The sequence below is a fragment of the Photobacterium kishitanii genome (assembly GCF_003026355.1).
Lineage (GTDB): Bacteria > Pseudomonadota > Gammaproteobacteria > Enterobacterales > Vibrionaceae > Photobacterium > Photobacterium kishitanii.
Window position 1 is genome coordinate 16,449 of the sequence record NZ_PYON01000027.1, and the last position, 20,025, is coordinate 36,473.

14 protein-coding genes and 5 tRNA genes are annotated in these 20,025 nt (G+C 40.6%); 12 read left to right on the forward strand and 7 right to left on the reverse strand.

The features are described 5' to 3' along the window. Positions 1-13: 13 nt before the first annotated feature. Complete coding sequence (locus C0W29_RS19855) at positions 14-424, reverse strand: c-type cytochrome (protein WP_045045859.1); 411 nt, start codon at positions 422-424, stop codon at positions 14-16. Between the two features lie 265 nt (positions 425-689). Here C0W29_RS19855 and C0W29_RS19860 point away from each other — a divergent pair. The 9 genes from C0W29_RS19860 to C0W29_RS19900 all read left to right on the forward strand — a co-directional run bounded on the left by C0W29_RS19860 (position 690) and on the right by C0W29_RS19900 (position 7,608). Continuing rightward, a tRNA-Arg gene (locus C0W29_RS19860) sits at positions 690-766 on the forward strand. 35 nt (positions 767-801) lie between these two features. Continuing rightward, a tRNA-His gene (locus C0W29_RS19865) sits at positions 802-877 on the forward strand. A 78-nt stretch (positions 878-955) separates the two neighbouring features. Next, positions 956-1,032: transfer RNA gene (locus C0W29_RS19870), tRNA-Pro, on the forward strand. Positions 1,033-1,041: 9 nt separating this feature from the next. Continuing rightward, a tRNA-His gene (locus tag C0W29_RS19875) sits at positions 1,042-1,117 on the forward strand. Between the two features lie 53 nt (positions 1,118-1,170). Beyond that, positions 1,171-1,247: transfer RNA gene (locus C0W29_RS19880), tRNA-Pro, on the forward strand. 1,012 nt (positions 1,248-2,259) lie between these two features. Then, positions 2,260-3,978: a dipeptide ABC transporter ATP-binding protein gene (locus tag C0W29_RS19885; RefSeq protein ID WP_045043956.1), complete on the forward strand. Its 1,719-nt coding sequence runs from the start codon at positions 2,260-2,262 to the stop codon at positions 3,976-3,978. Between the two features lie 68 nt (positions 3,979-4,046). Then, the gene (locus tag C0W29_RS19890; protein WP_036789158.1) at positions 4,047-5,606 is read left to right on the forward strand and encodes an ABC transporter substrate-binding protein; all 1,560 of its coding nucleotides are present in this window, start codon (positions 4,047-4,049) and stop codon (positions 5,604-5,606) included. A 79-nt stretch (positions 5,607-5,685) separates the two neighbouring features. Further along, a complete protein-coding gene (locus C0W29_RS19895) occupies positions 5,686-6,663 on the forward strand; it encodes an ABC transporter permease (RefSeq protein ID WP_036789159.1) in 978 nt (325 codons plus the stop codon). A 3-nt stretch (positions 6,664-6,666) separates the two neighbouring features. Further along, positions 6,667-7,608, forward strand: a complete 942-nt coding sequence (locus C0W29_RS19900) for an ABC transporter permease (RefSeq protein ID WP_036789161.1) — start codon at positions 6,667-6,669, stop codon at positions 7,606-7,608. Between the two features lie 65 nt (positions 7,609-7,673). Here the strand turns inward: C0W29_RS19900 and C0W29_RS19905 are convergent, their stop codons facing one another. Further along, a complete protein-coding gene (locus C0W29_RS19905; RefSeq protein ID WP_045043957.1) occupies positions 7,674-9,038 on the reverse strand; it encodes a YjiH family protein in 1,365 nt (454 codons plus the stop codon). Between the two features lie 551 nt (positions 9,039-9,589). Between C0W29_RS19905 and C0W29_RS19910 the strand changes: the two genes are divergently transcribed. Both C0W29_RS19910 and C0W29_RS19915 read left to right on the forward strand, forming a co-directional pair. Continuing rightward, on the forward strand, positions 9,590-9,982 hold the full coding sequence (locus tag C0W29_RS19910; RefSeq protein WP_036789164.1) for a hypothetical protein: 393 nt from the start codon (positions 9,590-9,592) through the stop codon (positions 9,980-9,982). Positions 9,983-10,201: 219 nt separating this feature from the next. Continuing rightward, positions 10,202-10,792 carry a hypothetical protein gene (locus tag C0W29_RS19915; protein WP_036789166.1) on the forward strand — a complete coding sequence of 197 codons (591 nt, stop codon included), beginning with the start codon at positions 10,202-10,204 and terminating at the stop codon, positions 10,790-10,792. 45 nt (positions 10,793-10,837) lie between these two features. Here the strand turns inward: C0W29_RS19915 and C0W29_RS19920 are convergent, their stop codons facing one another. The 3 genes from C0W29_RS19920 to C0W29_RS19930 all read right to left on the reverse strand — a co-directional run bounded on the left by C0W29_RS19920 (position 10,838) and on the right by C0W29_RS19930 (position 14,815). Further along, entirely contained in the window at positions 10,838-12,280 is a 1,443-nt protein-coding gene (locus tag C0W29_RS19920) for an EAL domain-containing protein (protein WP_045045806.1), read from the reverse strand. A gap of 142 nt (positions 12,281-12,422) precedes the next feature. Then, positions 12,423-13,778, reverse strand: a complete 1,356-nt coding sequence (gene gorA, locus C0W29_RS19925; RefSeq protein WP_045045807.1) for a glutathione-disulfide reductase — start codon at positions 13,776-13,778, stop codon at positions 12,423-12,425. A gap of 197 nt (positions 13,779-13,975) precedes the next feature. Continuing rightward, positions 13,976-14,815 carry a 23S rRNA (adenine(2030)-N(6))-methyltransferase RlmJ gene (locus C0W29_RS19930; protein WP_058120452.1) on the reverse strand — a complete coding sequence of 280 codons (840 nt, stop codon included), beginning with the start codon at positions 14,813-14,815 and terminating at the stop codon, positions 13,976-13,978. Between the two features lie 213 nt (positions 14,816-15,028). Between C0W29_RS19930 and prlC the strand changes: the two genes are divergently transcribed. Continuing rightward, a complete protein-coding gene (gene prlC, locus C0W29_RS19935; RefSeq protein WP_036789183.1) occupies positions 15,029-17,071 on the forward strand; it encodes an oligopeptidase A in 2,043 nt (680 codons plus the stop codon). A gap of 108 nt (positions 17,072-17,179) precedes the next feature. Here the strand turns inward: prlC and gppA are convergent, their stop codons facing one another. Both gppA and rhlB read right to left on the reverse strand, forming a co-directional pair. Further along, positions 17,180-18,670 (reverse strand): guanosine-5'-triphosphate,3'-diphosphate diphosphatase, encoded by a 1,491-nt coding sequence (gppA, locus tag C0W29_RS19940; protein ID WP_036789185.1) that lies wholly within the window; start codon positions 18,668-18,670, stop codon positions 17,180-17,182. 19 nt (positions 18,671-18,689) lie between these two features. Next, positions 18,690-19,994, reverse strand: coding sequence for an ATP-dependent RNA helicase RhlB (gene rhlB, locus C0W29_RS19945; protein ID WP_045043962.1), 1,305 nt, complete (start codon positions 19,992-19,994; stop codon positions 18,690-18,692). Positions 19,995-20,025 lie beyond the last annotated feature (31 nt).

Sequence of the window (20,025 nt, forward strand, 5' to 3'; positions counted from 1 at the left end):
CAACTAATGGCCGTTAGTTGGGGTTGATCATATAGTTAATTGCCGCAACAATTTCAGCATCGCTACAATCCATACAGGTACCTTTAGCTGGCATGGCATTAAAGCCCTTAATTGCATGCTCAGTAAGTACCGCATCACCTTGACTCACTCTTGTTGCCCAATCATCGGCATCGCCTTTTTTAGGTGCGGCCATCAAGCCTGAATTATGACAAGAAGCACAATATTGATCATAAATAGCTTGGCCTGTTCGCGATGGCGTAGTTGTCGCTGCTGCGACAGACTCTGCTCCTTCAAGATGAATATTACCACTGGGTTTAATACGCTCGCTGATCGCAGAGCTAGACATATCGGCTGCAATAGCCATCGTCGAGAAACAAGCTAGAGTACTGATTGCTATTAGCCATGATCGTAAAGATAAATCCATTATTTTCACCTCTATTACATCCTGTTATAAGGGGCTGCTGTGATGATAGTACATTGATGAATAATACTTAGTTTAAACTTACAGCAGATGTTGCAACTCTGTAAGTATAGCAACTGTGATATCTGATAATGTTTGATGTTGTGCTATGCATGACACGAATCAACGCCGATTTGCTGATAAAATCAGCGAGTAACGTAAAAATAAAAAAAAACACTTGCCGAGTAGCGTTCTGATCCGTAATATTCACCTCCGTCGATAGGGCAAGGCGCCCGTAGCTCAGCTGGATAGAGCGTTGGCCTCCGGAGCCAAAGGCCGAAGGTTCGAATCCTTTCGGGCGCACCATTATCCGGTCGTATTGGCAAAGGTTACAAACATTGGTGGCTATAGCTCAGTTGGTAGAGTCCCGGATTGTGATTCCGGTTGTCGCGAGTTCAAGCCTCGTTAGCCACCCCATATTATAAGATGTTGATATCCCAGTCAGCATGTTGGCTTTTTAAAGCCCGCTTGTTTTACAAGCACACAGAATTAAGTCGGTGAATAGCGCAGTTTGGTAGCGCATCTGGTTTGGGACCAGAGGGTCGGGGGTTCGAATCCCTCTTCACCGACCACTTACAATGGTGGCTATAGCTCAGTTGGTAGAGTCCCGGATTGTGATTCCGGTTGTCGCGAGTTCAAGCCTCGTTAGCCACCCCATTATTCAGGTTATCTTTTATTAGAGACCTTGGCCTTGTAAGCCTAAACATTGTCGGTGAATAGCGCAGTTTGGTAGCGCATCTGGTTTGGGACCAGAGGGTCGGGGGTTCGAATCCCTCTTCACCGACCACCATTAAGAAACCTGAATCGAAAGATTCAGGTTTTTTTTCATCTGAAGAAAATGATCAATAGCACATCTTTGAATATTTAATCTGGAAATCAGAGGGGCGGGGGTTCTTCGATATTAGAATCTCGCTCTTCACCGACCACTATTAAGAAATCTGAATCGAAAGATTTAGGTTTTTTTTCATCTGAAGAAAATGATCAATAGCACATCTTTGAATATTTAATCTGGAAATCAGAGGGGCGGGGGTTCACCTATATTAGAATCTCGCTCTTCAGCGACCACTATTAAGAAATCTGAATCGAAAGATTCAGGTTTTTTTTCATCTGAAGAAAATGATCAATAGCATATCTTTGAATATTTAATCTGGAAATCAGAGGGGCGGGGGTCTTCGATATTAGAATCTCGCTCTTCAGCGACCACCATTAAGAAACCTGAATCGAAAGATTCAGTTTTTTTTCGTTTATAGAAAATAATGCCGTTTGGTAGCGTATATGTGGATGTTGGGTGTGAGTTCATGACTCTGATTAAATTTTAGAAAACAGTTCGAAGATGCTGTGAAGGCTGTTGATGTAAATTGTGCCATCCAGCGTAGTGGTAGCTATATCCACTGATGTTCGTATTTTCAGTAGTTGTTATCGCTATATTTTTGAAAAAAAACGCTACTTTGTTTAATTAATGTTAATTGCTGTATTGGTGGTGTTTGCTGTTTTATTCATGATGGTGTTTTTTAATGTTTATAGTTGTTTGGTTTATTGTGTGGTTTTTAAGAGGTCGTTGATTGTAATTCAGGATGTTATGGTTTATTTGTTGTTTAGTGTTCCGTTGTTTTAGTATGCACTTATATAAAATAAATATGCGAGAAATATAAATAGTGATAGTTTTTTACTTTGTTTTGTTGCTTTTTTGTAATATTTTTGACAAATTGAACTAAGGCATGCGATCAGACAATAGTATTGGCATGGAAAGGATTCAATTTTTCAGATAGGCAGGATGCTGCCAGTAGTGGAGTCTGATAATGGCATTATTAGAAGTAAAAAACCTTCGTATAGAATATCCCTCGCGTCATGGTGTCCATGCAGCAGTGAAATCACTGTCATTCTCAATTGAGCGTGGTGAAATTGTGGGTGTTGTCGGTGAGTCCGGTGCTGGTAAATCTACGGTTGGTAATGCCGTTATTGATTTATTAAGTCCGCCAGGAAAAATCGCGAGTGGTGATGTTTTTTTAGATGGCAATAAAATCTCTGGTTTAAGTGCCGATAAAATGCGCCAAGTTCGCGGCTCAAAAATTGGTTTTATTTTCCAAGATCCAATGACGTCATTAAATCCATTGTTTACGGTTGAGCAACAGCTAACTGAAACTATTGTTACTAATCTAAAGGTGTCGCAACCTGAAGCGGTAAAGCGTGCATTAGCATTGATGGAACAAGTTGGTATTCCTGAGCCTCAATTACGGATTAAACAATATCCGCATCAGTTTTCTGGTGGTATGCGTCAACGGGTAGTGATTGCGATTGCGTTAGCCGGTGAGCCAGATTTGATTATTGCCGATGAGCCAACCACAGCATTAGATGTATCAATTCAAGATCAAATATTAACCTTGATCCGTGATTTATGTGTGCAGAAAAATGTTGGCTGTATGTTGGTTACCCATGATATGGGCGTGGTTTCAAATGTTACCGATCGCGTTGCAGTTATGTATCGTGGCGATTTAGTTGAAATCGGGACTACTGAGCAAGTGCTGCGACGTCCACAACATCCTTATACCCAAAGTTTGATTTCGGCTGTGCCGCGTTCAGATGTGAAACTGAAACGATTCCCGTTAGTCACTTATATTGAAGATGCTCAACAGCCACCGCCATTAGATGTAAAGAATCATTGGTTAGGGCAAAGCCAAGATCAACGTGCTTATGAAGGTGCATTGCTTGAGGTTGAGCATGTTAACTTGCGCTTTATTACTAAAGATTCGTTATTTGAGAGTCGGCGCGAATATGTGCAGGCAAATAACGATGTCAGTTTTCATATTGCAGAAGGCGAAACGTTTGGTTTAGTTGGCGAATCCGGTTCTGGTAAATCAACTATTGCTCGAGTGATTGCTGGCTTATACCCACCAAATAGCGGCAAAGTACGTTTTGAAGGTATTGATTTGACTGCTTTAAAAAGTGAAGCCGAACGTCGTCCACTACGTCGTCAGATGCAAATGGTGTTTCAAAATCCGTATACCTCAATGAATCCCAGAATGCGTATTTTTGACATTATTGCTGAGCCAATTCGGTTTCATAAATTAACGAAAAATGAAGCTCAAACTCGCCAGATTGTGAATGATTTATTGGATCATGTTGGCTTAGGGCGAGCTGCGGGGATTAAATTTCCGCATGAGTTTTCGGGCGGCCAAAGACAGCGGATCTCGATTGCACGGGCGTTGGCAACGCGACCACGATTATTGATTTGTGACGAGCCAACATCGGCATTGGATGTCTCAGTACAAGCACAGATCCTTAATCTATTAAAAGATTTACAAGATGAACTTAATTTGACGATGTTGTTTATTAGCCATGATCTACCGGTTATTCGTCAAATGTGTGATCGAATCGGGGTGATGCAACAGGGAACATTGTTGGAAGTCGCGCCAACAGAACAATTATTTACCGCACCACAGCATCAATATAGTCAGCATTTGATTTCGTTAATGCCTGAATTTAAAGGGTTAGAAATTAAACCTCAGCAACGTGCTTAATGAGTTGTTATGAGTTGATAAGTAAAAACAGACTAAGCAACGGCGCTTAGGCATAAAGGAGTTATGCAATGAAAACCATCAAGAATAAATTAGCACTAGCATTGATTGCTGCAGGTTTGAGTTTTAGTGTTACCGCAGCAGATTTAAAGCTCGGTTATGCGTCAGATCCGGTATCGCTTGATCCTCATGAGCAATTGTCTGGCGGTACACTACAGCTGTCGCATATGGTATTTGATCCACTAGTACGTTTTACTCAGCAAATGGATTTTGAACCGCGTCTGGCACAAAGCTGGGAGCGTATTGATGCTCATACATTCCGTTTTAAATTACGCCCTGGAGTGAAATTTCATTCGGGTAATCCATTGACGGCTGATGATGTTATTTGGACCTTTAATCGTCTCCAGTCATCACCTGATTTTAAAGCGATTTTTGAACCGTATTCTGAGATGAAAAAAGTTGATGATTATACGGTAGATATTATTTCAAAAGGCGCTTACCCATTGGTTCTGCAAACTGCAACCTACATTTTCCCAATGGATAGCAAGTTTTACACTGGTAAGACGGCTGATGGTAAAGATAAAGCTGAAGTTGCCAAACACGGTAATTCATTCGCTTCAACTCACATGTCAGGTACGGGACCATTTACGGTCACTAAGCGTGAGCAAGGGGTAAAAGTTGAATTTACTCGATTTGCGGGTTATTGGGATACAGCCTCAAAAGGCAATGTTGATACCATTACGCTATTACCGATCAAAGAAGATGCGACCCGTGTTGCAGCATTACTTTCTGGCGGGGTTGATATGATTGACCACGTTGCACCTAATGATCATAAGCGTCTTAAAAATGCCAAGGGGGTTGATTTAGTAACTTTACCGGGTACGCGTATTATCTCGTTTCAAATGAATCAAAACAGCAATGAAGCATTAAAAGATGTCCGTGTTCGTCAAGCGATTGTGCATGCGATTAATAATGAAGGCATTGTAAAGAAAATCATGAAAGGTTTTGCAACTGCTGCTGGTCAACAAAGTCCTGCTGGTTACCAAGGTCACGATAGTGAATTGGTGCCGCGTTATGATGTTAAGAAAGCTAAGCAATTAATGAAAGAAGCTGGTTATGAAAATGGCTTTACACTGACTATGTTAGCGCCAAATAACCGTTACGTGAACGATGCAAAAATAGCCCAAGCGACAGCTGCAATGTTGTCAAAAATTGGCATTAAAGTTGATTTAAAAACCTTACCCAAAGCGCAGTACTGGCCAGAGTTTGATAAATGTTCTGCCGATATGATGATGATTGGTTGGCATGCAGATACCGAAGATTCAGCTAATATGACTGAGTTTTTGACCATGACTCGCAATGAGAAAACAGGTAAAGGTCAATATAACTGTGGCTTCTACTCTAACCCAGAGGTCGATAAGCTAGTTACTGCCGCTAATATTGAAACCGATCCAGCTAAGCGTGCGGTAATGTTAAAACAAGTGGAAGCAACGCTTTATAACGAAGCGGCATTTGTACCATTACATTGGCAAAGCCTAGCATGGGGGGCACGTAGTAATGTCCACGCCGCTGATGTAGTAAACCCAATGGAACAGCCATACTTTGGTGATCTCGTGGTTGATGAGAAATAATCGTTAGCCACCAATAGCTAAGCATGAGTGCCGGGGCTTGCTCCGGCATTTTTTCAGGATGAATTAAAAGGGGCAGGGAATGTTTTCGTTTCTGGTCAAACGCCTGTTTCAGGCACTGATAGTGATGTTTGTGATCAGTCTGGTGGCATTTGCCATTCAGGATAACCTTGGCGATCCGTTACGAGAACTCGTCGGGCAGTCGGTATCAGAAGCTGAACGTCAACAATTACGGGATGATTTGGGTCTCAATGATCCGTTTGTGACTAAATATAGTCGTTTTCTTAGCAATGCGATTCAGGGGGATTTAGGCACTTCATACACCTTTAAGCGCCCTGCTACTGAGGTTATTTTAGATAAGTTAGTCGCCACGTTAGAGTTAGTGTTTGGTGCGACAGTGATCATTATTTTGGTCTCAATTCCACTCGGGGTCTATTCTGCGATTCACCCTCGCAGTGTGTTTACTAAAGCAGTCATGGCATTTAGTAGTATTGGTATTTCTATTCCAGTGTTTTTAACCGCGATCATGTTGATGTATGTGTTCTCGATTGAGTTAGGTTGGTTACCCTCATTTGGACGGGGTGAGACAGCGAATTACTTGGGTTGGGAATCAGGCTTTTTTACCATTGATGGCCTCAAGCATTTAGTGCTGCCATGTGTCGCGTTAGCCTCAATTATGTTGCCATTATTCATTCGATTAGTGCGCTCTGAAATGTTGGAAGTCTTAAGCTCTGAGTACATCAAATTTGCCAAGGCAAAGGGATTACCAATGAATAAGGTCTATTACCAACACGCATTAAAAAACACCATGCTACCTGTATTAACTGTTGGTGGGGTACAGATCGGTACCATGATTGCCTACACCATTTTGACCGAAAGCGTGTTTCAGTGGCCAGGTACTGGACTATTATTTTTAGATGCTATTAATCGTGTCGATACTCCACTTATCACAGCATATGTGATTTTTGTCGGCCTGATTTTTGTGGTAACCAATACCATTGTTGACCTGCTTTATGGCTTGGTTAACCCAACGGTAGACTTGACGGGCAAGGGAGCATAAGTCATGGATAGTATTAGCACCGTTGCACCTAGTCGTTGGCAGCGTTTTAAAAATTCCGATATTGTTTATTATTTTCTGAAAGATAAAGTGGCAATGGTCTGTTTTGCTGTCTTTATTAGTTTTGCCACCGCGGCACTATTTGCGCCTTTTATCGCGCCAACCAATCCTTATGATTTATCGTCAATCGATATTATGGATTCTGAGTTACCGCCAGCGTGGATGGAAGATGGCGATCAAAGCTTTGTGTTAGGTACTGACGATCAAGGACGTGATATTTATTCCACTATCTTATATGGGATGCGGTTATCACTGACGATAGGTTTATTGGCAGTAGCACTACAATTAACTATTGGGGTGATTGTCGGTTTAACTGCGGGGTATTTTGGTGGCCGTATTGATAGCTTACTAATGCGAATTGCCGATGTGCAGTTATCGTTTTCAACCATGATGGTCGCGATCATTGTCTCGGCAATTTTCCGGACTGCGTTAGGGGCAGAAACCTATGCCCAATATGCGGTGATTATGTTGGTGGTGATCATTGGTTTTGCTGAGTGGCCGCAATATGCGCGAACGGTACGTGCTTCTGTGTTGGCAGAGAAAAAGAAAGAATATGTTGAAGCGGCTAAAGTGATGGGCTTTCGCGCGCCGCGGATCATGTTCCGTCATATTTTGCCAAACTGTTTATCACCGATTTTAGTTATCTCAACCGTACAGGTTGCCAATGCGATTATGTCGGAAGCTGCGCTATCATTTTTAGGCTTAGGTTTGCCGGTTGATCAACCTTCACTTGGTTCACTGATCAGTATTGGATTTAACTATATTTTCTCGGGCTCATGGTGGATCACTGCCTTCCCTGGAATAGTACTGATTACGCTAGTGTTAGTGATTAACTTGCTCGGTGATTGGCTACGGGATGTGTTTAATCCCAAGATTTACAAAGGCTAATGCCGTAAATGTAAGATAAAAAAAGGCGACCAAGTGGTCGCCTTTTTTATTTATATAATGATGCTTTAGAAAATCAAATGTGCCATTAACGCAATCACTGGCAAGGTCACCAGAGTACGTAGAATAAAGATCACAAATAATTCCCATGCTTTAACCGGCACTTTACTACCAATTAATAGCGCGCCAATTTCAGACATGTAAATCAACTGAGTAACTGACATTGCTGCAATAATAAAGCGAGTCATATCACTTTGAATGGTTGATGCCAGAATAGACGGTAAGAACATATCTGCAAAACCGACCACGATAGTTTTAGATGCTGCTTCTGCTTCAGGAATATGCAGTAATTCAAGGAATGGAATAAACGGCATCCCGAGGTAATCAAAAATCGGGGTGTTTTCCGCGATCACCAATGCCATCGTACCAATTGCCATAACGACAGGCAGCACCCCAAATACCATATCAACGGCATTTTTAATTCCATCAAGTGCAATCGCTGGTACGCTTTTTACTTCCGCTGCTTTTTTAAGTGCTTGCTCAAGCCCATAAGAAAAAACATTGTGTCCTTCAGGCACGGTTTCATCATGTGATGATTCAGTAGTGCCATTAATATAGACATTTTTCTTACGTGATAATGGTGGTAAACGCGGCACGATAATCGCAGCCACTAAACCGGCTAAACAAACCGTTAAGTAAAAAGGGGCAAACATATGCTCTAAATTTACTTGGGCAATAACCACTAAACTGAAGGTGATCGATACTGCAGAAAATGTGGTACCGATAACTGCCGCTTCACGTTGGGTATACATACCTGATTCATATTGTTTACTGGTCAGCAGGACTCCAACTGAACCATCACCTAACCATGATGCAATACAGTTGACGGATGAACGACCAGGTAAACCAAAAATAGGGCGCATGATGCGGGTAAATAAAGTACCAAAAAATTCCAGTAAGCCAAAATTGAGTAGTAGCGGCAGCAATAAGCCCGCAAAAATAAAGACTGAAAATAATACTGGCAGCAAATCATTTAATACTAAACCACCAGTGGCATCGTTACGAAACATCACTGGACCAAAATTAAAGTAGGTCATTACAGCAAAGATAGCGCCAAGTTGTTGGACGATAAACCACATTGGAGAAGGGTTTAATAAGCCATTAACGAAGCTGTTTCGAAGGATAAAACCGGGCTTAAATAGTTTGGTGATAATAGACATCACGGCAGTGAAACTGATAACACCAGTCACAATTGATGTTAGTGAATTTTCAAAATGGCTTTGAATGGTTTTTGCTAATACAGCGATGGGAATCGTGATATCGCCATTAAAGTTAATCGGTGCCATAAATAAAAACACCCCGATTAACGATGGGATGATAAACATTAACCAATTATTGAGATTTTTTGGTGGTGCTACTGCTTGTTGATGCATATCTGTCATAACCTACTGGTAGAAACGGCCGAATTAATGGGGGTATCCCCGAGGTCTTGGTGGAATAACTATTCACTACTATTCCATAAATAAGGAATCGAAGATTACATTTTTTATTGAATAGATGGAATAGTTTACAACTAAAAAAATGGTTACTTATGCGATTATTTGGGGTTTTTATTCTTGAGGCACTCAATAGCGATATGAACGACGAGATATCATTATAAATAAAAAGGTTATTTGCTGGGTGTCGAGGCTGTTATGTCGAATTATTGTTACCATACAGTAATAGTATTTATATTTTTAAGCTATTGTTGATTCTTGATGATCAGTTAAACTGCATCACATCAGAAAGCATTACTAAAGATGATGCTCAATTAAATAAATATTCTATTTAGGTTATGACAATAACGTTGATAGGAAACAGCATTTATTTGTGTAACACCCAAATCCAATAATAGATTCGATTACTGTTACGGTAGTTCGATCATCTGTACTCGATAAGATGAAAGCATCGACTTTGGTCTTAATATAAAAATAAGGATCTACCTATGACTACATTAACAACCAAGCCAGGTATCACACTGATTAAGTCAGGTACTTTTAAACTTAATGACTTAAGTAAGTTACTAGAAGTTGAAGGCTTAAAAAGTGATATGGCGGAGGTTGCCGTAACAACAAATAGCAACGCACTGACTATTGGTCACTTCACTATGTCACCAGGGGTTGAATTTGAATACTTCTATGATTCAGTTGAGTACAAAGTGATCACTAAAGGTAAAATTGTTGTTCGTGATGAAGCTGGTATTAAATATGTAGCTGAAGTGGGTGACGTTATTTTATTTAGTCCTGATGTTAAAGTTATCTTTGATGCAGAGAGTGATGGCGAAGCAATTTATACCGCTCATCGTTCAGCTGCGGCAGATTTTGCTCCTGCACAATAAAATATAAAATTTAGTTGTTATAAATTAAAGCCTTAACGTTTTGTTAGGGCTTTTTTTATAGTTTTAACCATTAGCATTGTTACTTGTTAGTAATAGTGTTTTAGTTTTTAACTATATTGTTAGTTATAAGGTAATGATTAATAATAGAACGCTAACATAAATGCTTGTTGATTTCGTGTAAACTGAAATGATTGAGCTTAAATAATGATGAGGTACACCATGGCAGCACATTCAAATCAGCAGTTTCATGTCGGTCAGATTATTGATGAACACCCGTTTATTGCTGGTGATGGCGCCGTTATTGAAATGTTCCGTAATGACATGAGTAATATTGTTTTTATCGGTTTAAATGGCATCACGGCAGAAGAGCAGCAAATGATGGCAGAAGCCACCGCAGAGTTTGGTTTAATGAAAACTGATAATGGCGGTTGTTTGGTGGTGTTTAAATTAGCTGAACTTGCATTTGATATTCAATTTAATGCTGCGGCGATTCCAGCAGAATATTTTCAACAACCAACCGAATCGACATTAGCGTTATCAATGATGGCATTAGATACTGCTAATAATGAACTTAAAGTGATCCGTGAGCTGTCGTTACCAGAAGCTGTTACTGAACAAGTAATTGCAGTGATGCAAGCCCAACGTGCTATTGCAGACCCAATGGCGGTTAATGCTGAAAATATGCATTTATTGAATACAGTTAGCACTGAAGAGCTATTATCTAAAATTACCTTAACACCCATTCAAACAGTGATAGCACCGAGTTGTAGTTGTGGCCATAACCATGAAGATGGTCATCATCATCATTAGAGAATGGTTTGAGCCTCTAAAGGCATCACTGACTGTGGTGCCTTTTTATTGATATAAGTGTGGTTCTGACTCAATCCTTGCAATAAATGTTTTAGCATCACAGGGAGTTGAGTAATAAAACCCTTGGCATAAATCAATATTAAAACTATTTACTTTTTTTACTTCTGACTCAGTTTCAATACCTTCAGCAACAATCGTTAGATTTAATGCGTTACCTAACGTGGCTAATGTTTCAAGCATATTACTTTTTGATACTGCAAATCTATCAGAGATAAAGCACCGATCTATTTTCATGATATCGAAGGGTAATTCTTGAATGGTCAATAAGTTAGAATATCCGGTACCAACATCATCAATTGATAATAAGATTGATTCTTGTTTTAATTGTTGCATCACTTTATTTATCTCATTTAAATAAATAAAGTTATTTTCGCTTTCTGTTAATTCGATTATAAATTTATTTTTTATAGCCGGGTTTTTTCGAATGAAATGAATTATTTTATTCATGAATTTTTCATCAAGCAGCATTGTCACCGTAAAGTTGAAACTTAGCATGAAGTCTTTATTTACACTTGATTTTCTTATAGTGGCAAAAGCATCTTTTATTAATTTAAAAGTGACGATGTTTATATCCGGTGTTTTTTCGAGATCTGTTATAAATTCTGAGGGGGGAATGATTTTTCCATCGTAAATCCAACGACATAGCACCTCTGCGGCAATGAACTTTTGTTGTTTAGTCGAGTAAACTGATTGGAAGTAAGGAACAAACTCATGATTGTTTGCTGCTTTTTTTAACTTTCGATGTAATACTTTTTTACTCTCAAAAAAAGATGTTAAATTTAATTCTACAATTTTTAAAGATATTAATGATAGGCTGAAGCTTAGAGCCATTATTAATAATAGTTTATTAAGCGTCAATCCACTGATAATAATCACATGTAGATGTTTAGCGTTGTGACTCAAGCTGTAATATAAATTACTTTTTGGTTTTTCATTTGAATCAATAATTTCAAAATTAGTTATGGCATTATGACTTAGCGTTTTCAATAATTCAGAATAAAAATCAATCAGGTAATAACCAGAGCCGAATTTAAATATATAATTTATTTTATTCTTATCATAGGGGTCGTTAAATAATTTAACCCTTATATTATCAGAGATTATGTTTCTTATATATTTAGGGACAGGTTTATTAATGCCACTATTATTATAGTAGTACTTTCCATTATCGATATATGAAATATTCATTATCTCTGGATATTTTATTTCAATGTTTTCTAAAAAACGTTCATTGTTTTCTTTATTACTGCCATCAATGTTGCTTTCATGTTCAATATGTAACTGTGGTTTGTAAATAACATTGTCTAATAGTGATAAAATGTTACTTATTTGATTTTTTTCTATGTATCTAATAGTTATATTACTAATTAATAATGATAAAAAAATACTTAAAAATATAATTACACAAAAGGGAAATAGTTTTTTCATTATTATCTGTCATATGAAGATCTATATGGTTACTAAATCTAAGGCGGTTTATAAAGACGAAGTATTGTAACTGACTTACTTGAAAATTAAATATAAAAAGACCGCATTAGCGGCCTTTTTAATATCAAAGATAGTGTTGTAACTATCTCATGGTAACAAATTCTTCAGAACCTGTTGGGTGAATAGCTACCACGCTATCGAAATCAGCTTTAGTTGCGCCCATCTTCATCGCGACACCAAAACCTTGAATCATTTCATCAACGGTATAACCGATACCATGTAGGCCAACGACTTTCTCATCATCACCTGCGCAAACAAGTTTCATTTTACATGGCTGACGGTGGGTAGTTACCGCGGTGTACATAGCAGTAAAGCCTGACTGGTAGACTTTGACGTTGTCTTCGCCGTATTGGTCAATAGCTTCTTGAGTCGTTAGACCAATAGTACCAATCGGTGGGTGACTAAATACAACAGTAGGAACTAGGCTGTAATCCATCTTGGCATCTGGCTTGTTATTAAACAAACGCTCAGATAATTGACGTCCTGCTTTAACTGCAATCGGTGTTAGCTCGATGCCGCCTTCCATGATGTCACCAACACAATAGATACCTGCAACATTGGTTTGTTGGAATTGATCAACTTTAATATAGCCACGGCTATTGGTTTCAACGCCCGTTGCTTGAAGGTTGATCTTGTCAGTGGTTGGATGACGACCAATGGCCCAAATCAGTAAATCAGTATTGTGTGATTCGCCATTTTCAAAATGAAGTGTGATTGAACCGTCAGCTTCTTTAACCACTTCTTTAGGCACTGAATGGGTGTGCAGAGTTGGACCTTCTGTTGCCATTACTTCAACTAGCGTATCAACAATCATTGGATCGAAGCTACGTAGTGGTGATTCTTTACGAACAAACAGGTGAGTATCAGTACCCAGCGCACTTAATACACCTGCAATTTCAACTGCGATATAACCCGCACCAACAATAGCGGTACGCTTAGGTTGCTCTAGTAACTCAAAGAAACCATTAGAATCGATACCGTGTTCAGCACCAGGTACATTGGGAATCGTTGGCTCGCCACCAACTGCAATCAAAATATGATCAGCAGTGTAATGTTCACCATTAACTTCAATTGTTTTAGCGTCAACAAAGGTAGCAAAACCATTGATCACTTCAACGTTGTTTTTACCTAATACATTGTCGTAAGAGGTATGAATTCGGCTAATGTAGGCTTCACGGTTTTCAACCAGTTTGCTCCAATTAAAGCCTTTTACATCAACGTCAAAACCATAATCTTTAGCATAAAGGTGCATAGCTTCTGCGATTTGGGCACCGTGCCACATTACTTTCTTTGGTACACAACCAACGTTAACGCAAGTGCCACCAAGCGCTTTTGCTTCAATGATTGCTACTTTAGCGCCATACATTGCAGCGCGATTTGCTGATGCAATACCACCGCTACCGCCACCGATGCAGATGTAATCAAAATGCTTTGCCATGACTTTACTCCAATAGATGTTATGAATATTCACTGTCACCTAGTGTAATCAAGATTGGGCTGAGTGACGAGGATTTAAAATCGGAAAAACCGATTAATATAGTGTTTTACCATCGGAAATGATGATTGTCACGTGAGGAATGTAACAGCCACAGGGGAATGTGGCTGTTTATTGAGCGAAAAAATAATGCAGTAAGATTACTCTGGTACGATCCACTCAACTTTATGATGACCGTGATTTGGCGCAATTGCTTGTTGTAGCCATGGCAGTATTTGCTGCATTTGGCTAGCAAGTTTCCATGGTGGATTAATGATGATCATTCCAGAAGCCGTCATTCCGCGCTCTTCAGTATCAGGTTCAACCCCAAGTTCAACTTGAAGAATATTACGAATATTGAGGTCTTTTAGACCAGCAAGCATATTATCAATTGTTTCGCGGTAAACGACGGGATACCAAATCGCATAAGTACCTGTCGCCCAACGTTGATAGCTTTGTTTAATCGCTTTTACTACATCTTGGTATTCATGTTTGAGTTCATAAGGTGGATCAATCAATACCACCCCACGACGCTCTTTCGGCGGTAAACTCGCTTTTAGACGGGCAAAGCCATCTTCTTGATAGATTTTAACTTGGCGATCACCACGAAATTCTTGCAGTAATAATGGAAAATCGCTTGGATGTAATTCGGTTAATACCATGCGGTCTTGGTCACGAATTTGTGCGCGCGCTACTTTTGGTGAGCCAGGGTAGTAACGTAGTTCATCACTGTTATTAAGGGCTTTAATCGCATCAATATAAGCGGCGATTTCTGTTGGTACATCATCGCGTGACCAAATACGGGCGATACCTTGCTTAAATTCACCGGTTTTTTCGCTGCGCTCATCTTGGAGATCGTAACGACCAACACCTGAGTGAGTGTCGTGATACACGAACGGTTTATCTTTTTGCTTGAGTGCATCCAGAATTAGGCTTTGAACAATGTGTTTAACCACATCTGCGTGGTTGCCAGCGTGAAAGCTGTGGCGATAACTCAGCATGAAATCAGTCTCTATCGGTATCTAAAGCAGGGGTGCTAAAGGCTATTATCGTCAATTATTCACTAATATCCAACCATGGTGCCAACCTTTGCGCCGATCAACATTGACTAAATACGCTATTTCTACCTTTTTATACTCTAAACCGATCAAAGGATTGAAATTTATCTATTGCGGGCGCATGTTAATAAGAAGATAAAAATAAAGGAAAAGCGTATGTCTAACCCATTATTGACGATGACCGATTTACCACCGTTTGCTCATATTAAGCCTGAGCACATTAAACCTGCGGTTGAACAAGCGATCATTGATTGTCGTAACAACGTTGAATCGGTGCTATCGCAATTACAAATGCCAAGCTGGGACACGATTTGTCGCCCATTGGCAGAGTTGGATGATCGTTTAGGACGTATTTGGTCACCAGTCGGACACCTTAACGGGGTTAAAAATAGCCCTGAGTTACGCCAAGCGTATGAAAGCTGCTTGCCGTTATTGTCAGATTACGCCACTTGGGTTGGACAGCATAAAGGCCTTTATGATGCGTATAAGATGATTCAAGCCAGTGAAGATTTTGCTGATTTAGGTCAAGCACAACAAAAAGCGGTTAATGATGCCCTTAAAGCGTTTGAGTTATCGGGTATTGGTTTACCTGCTGAGCAACAAAAACGTTTTGGTGATATTAGTAAACGCTTATCTGAATTAGCCTCAACCTTTAGTAATAACGTGTTAGATGCCACCATGGCATGGAGCAAAGTGATTACTGATGCTGAGCAACTACGCGGTTTACCTGAATCTGCATTGCAAGCAGCACAAGCAAATGCTGAAGCCAAAGGTGAGCAAGGTTATTTGTTTACCTTAGATATTCCATCGTATCTACCAGTGATGACTTACTGTGATAACCGTGAGTTACGTGCTGAAATGTATCAAGCCTTTTGTACTCGCGCTTCTGATCGCGGTCCAAATGCGGGTGAGTTTGATAATTCAGAAATTATTGCTGAAAAATTGAAACTGAGTCATGAACTGGCGAGTTTATTAGGTTTTAGCAACTATGGTGAAAAATCACTGGCAACCAAAATGGCTGAATCAACCGATCAAGTGTTGGGTTTTTTAAATGATTTAGCTGATCGTGCGAAGCCACAAGGTGAACGTGAAGTTGCTGAGTTACGTGACTATGCTCGTAATGAATTTGGCGTTGAAAAGTTAGAACCATGGGATTTTGCGTTTTATTCTGAAAAATTAAAACAGCATCGTTACAGTATTTCTGATGAAGAGTTACGGCCGTATTTCCCTGAGCAAAAAGTGGTTGCAGGCTTATTTGAAGTGCTAAAGCGCGTATTTGGCTTGGATATCAAACAGCGTTTAGGGGTTGAAGTGTGGCACGAATCGGTGACCTTCTATGACATCTTTGATGCTCAAGGTACATTGCGTGGTAGTTTCTACCTAGATTTATATGCTCGTGAACATAAACGTGGTGGCGCGTGGATGGATGAGTGTATGGTTCGCCGTACTCGCATTGATGGCAGCTTGCAAACACCAGTAGCGTATTTAACCTGTAACTTTAATCGCCCTGTTGGCGATCAGCCTGCGTTGTTTACCCATAACGAAGTCACGACGTTATTTCATGAAACAGGTCATGGTATCCACCATATGCTGACTCAGATTGATGTTGCAGCAGTGTCAGGTATCAATGGTGTTCCATGGGATGCAGTTGAATTACCAAGTCAATTTCTTGAAAACTGGTGCTGGCAGGAAGAAGCATTAGCGTTTATTTCTGGTCATTATCAAACCGGTGAGCCACTACCGAAAGTGATGCTAGATAAAATGCTAGCGGCAAAGAACTTCCAATCGGCGATGTTTATTTTACGTCAGCTTGAGTTTGGGTTGTTTGATTTCAGCTTGTACTCTAACTACGATCCAGAGGTCGGTGCGCAAGTGCTAGAAACTTTGCTTGAAGTTAAAGATAAAGTGTCGGTAGTACCAAGCCCTGAGTGGGGTCGATTCCCACATAGCTTTAGTCATATTTTTGCTGGTGGCTATAGTGCAGGTTACTACAGTTACTTGTGGGCAGAATTATTGTCGGCTGATGCGTTCTCACGCTTTGAAGAAGAAGGCATTTTTAACCCTCAAACAGGTAGCGACTTTCTGACTTGCGTGTTGGAAAAAGGTGGCAGTGAAGAGCCGATGGAATTGTTCAAGCGTTTCCGTGGCCGAGAACCACAGCTGGATGCAATGCTGCGTCACAGTGGTATTACTGGCTAAATCGGGTTGATAGTAAAGTAACAGCTAATAAAAAAGGCTCCTTGGGGAGCCTTTTTTGATCGTAGTGCTAAGAGAATAAATCTCGTCGCTAAATTATTATGCTGGTGATCAGTCTTGTGCCGTTACTACCATTGGCCAGCCCATATCTGTTTGGCGGGTGGCTTCTTGGGTCAGTTCACTGCGAGTTAGTGGATTATTGATCAACCATTTTGCCGATAATAATAAGGTCAATTTGTTGTCTTCCATGTGTAAGCTAAATGGAGGCAAACAGGTTTGATCTCGACGATGGCATAAAATAATCGCTAGTCGTAGCAAGCGTAGTAAACGAGCTGCACTTGGCGCTGATAACGCATGTTGTTCAGGTAAGCTGGTTAATGGGCCGTTATGACGACGCAGTAGCTCAGCGATAAGATTTTTTTGGGCGCGAGTAAAGCCGGGTAAATCCATGTGCTTAATTAAGTAAGCCGCATGTTCACCACTTTTTTTAAATTCAATGCTAGCGCCAATTTCATGTAATTTAGCGGCAGCTTGAAGGAGGTTTTCTGCAGGCGGTTCCAATTGCCAATTTGGACACTGAGCTAATAACGCCAGTGCCATATCACTCACGCTGTCTGCATGGTGATGATCTAATTGAAACCGTTGTTGCATGCTAGTAATCGTTCGAGCGCAGACATCGTGATGACGCATTTGATCCATCATTTCATAAACCAAGCCTTCACGTAGCGCACCGCCAGCGAGAGTCATTGATTCAATTTGTAATGATTCAAACAGCGCAATTAGAATCGATAACCCGCTTGGAAAAACAAGGGCACGTTCTAATGTTAAGCCTTCAATATCAAGATCTTCCAAACGTTCATACTGCATCGCTTGGCGTTGAAGACGCTTAAGTTTTGGCAGGGTAATAATTTCATCCATGCCTTGTGCCAGCATAATTTCTTGTAATGCTTGCACGGTGCCACTTGCGCCAACACAGGTTTCCCAGCCTTGCTGGGTATAACGCTCAATAATGGCTTCAATCGCTTCTTTAGCGCCATTAATGGCAGCATCAAAGTTGACCGAGGTTAAGTAGCGATCTTTAAAATAGCGCTCCAGCCACGTGACACAACCAATTTTTAGGCTAGTTAATGCACTGGCATCAAAACCTTCACCAATAATGACTTCGGTGCTCGCACCGCCAATATCGACGACCAGGCGTTTGTCACTGCCACCAGAGGTATGCGCTACCCCTTGATAGATAATGCGTGCTTCTTCTTCACCCGCAATTACACTCACAGGGTACCCAAGAATACTGTGAGCTTGAGAAAGAAATTCGTCAGCATTGACCGCTGTACGCAAAGCGGCAGTACCGACAATGCGAATATGATCAGGTTTGATATCTTGTAAACGTTCGGCAAAGATAGCCAAACAGTCAAGGCCACGTTGAATGGCTTCTTGGCTGAGTTCGTTATGATTATTCAAACCCGCCGCTAAACGTACTTTACGTTTAATTTTAGCTAGCGTCTGAACACTGCCATTGACCTCACGAACAACCCACATATGAAAGCTGTTAGAACCTAAATCAATTGCGGCATAAAGCGGTGATACTGAATTTCTTTCCATAGAGATACTTTAACTTATTTTATGCTGGTTTGTTTTGTGGCGGACGACGGCGATTATTACGCTGACGAGATTGCCCCTGACCTTGACGCTGGTTATTACGACGACCACCTTGACGAGGATTACGCTGTAAGCGAATCGGTGCAGGTAAATCATCTAATAGGGCATCAGAGTCATACTTTGATTGTGGAATACCATGCTCAATGTAGGTTTCGATCGCTGGCAAGTTAATTGCGTATTCTTCACAAGCAAAGCTGATTGAATGACCACTTTCACCGGCACGACCAGTACGACCAATACGGTGAACATAATCTTCAGCGTCATCAGGTAGATCGTAGTTGAATACGTGGGTAACCATTGGAATATGTAAACCACGAGCAGCAACATCTGTTGCGACAAGGATATCAAGATCACCTTTGGTGAATTCTTCTAGAATACGTTCACGCTTCTTCTGTGGTACATCACCATTAAGTAAACCAACGCGATGGCCATCAGCAGCTAAATGACCCCAAACATCTTCACAACGATGTTTAGTGTTAGCGAAAATAATCGCACGATCTGGCCATTCTTCTTCAATTAACGTTTGTAATAAACGCATTTTTTCTTGGTTTGAAGGATAGAACAATTCTTCTTGAATGCGGTGGCCTGTTTTTTGTTCAGGTTCAACCACAACACTTTCAGGGCTATTCATGTGTTCAAAGGCAAGCTCTTTAACGCGGTATGATAATGTTGCTGAAAACAGCATATTTAGGCGAGCTTTAGGCTCTGGCATACGGCGGAACAAGAAGCGAATATCTTTAATAAAGCCCAAATCGAACATGCGATCAGCTTCATCAAGTACTACGACTTGAATGCTTGCAAGGTCAATAACGCGTTGCTTGTAGAAGTCGATAATACGACCACAAGTACCGATTAGGATATCGACACCTTCATCAAACACTTGTTTTTGTTTTTCATAAGGTTCACCACCATATGCAAGGCCAGCTTTAAGGCCAGTACTTGCAAGTAGTGATGAAGCATCATTGAAAATTTGGATCGCCAACTCACGCGTTGGCGCCATAATGATCGCCCGCGGTTGATTGGTTTTACGTTCTGCTGGTGCAGGAGTCTCCAATAGATGGTTAAAAGTAGCGGTCAGAAAGGCAAGGGTCTTACCCGTACCTGTTTGAGCCTGTCCCGCGATATCATGGCCAGTGAGCACAACTGGCAATGCCAAGGCCTGGATCGGGGTACAATTATGAAACCCTTTCTCTTCCAATCCTTTTAGCACTAGAGGGTTTAACCCTAGTTCGGCAAATTTCTGCTCTGTGATATGTGTCGTCTTCATTACTATAGAATATCAGCTTAGGGTTGCAATA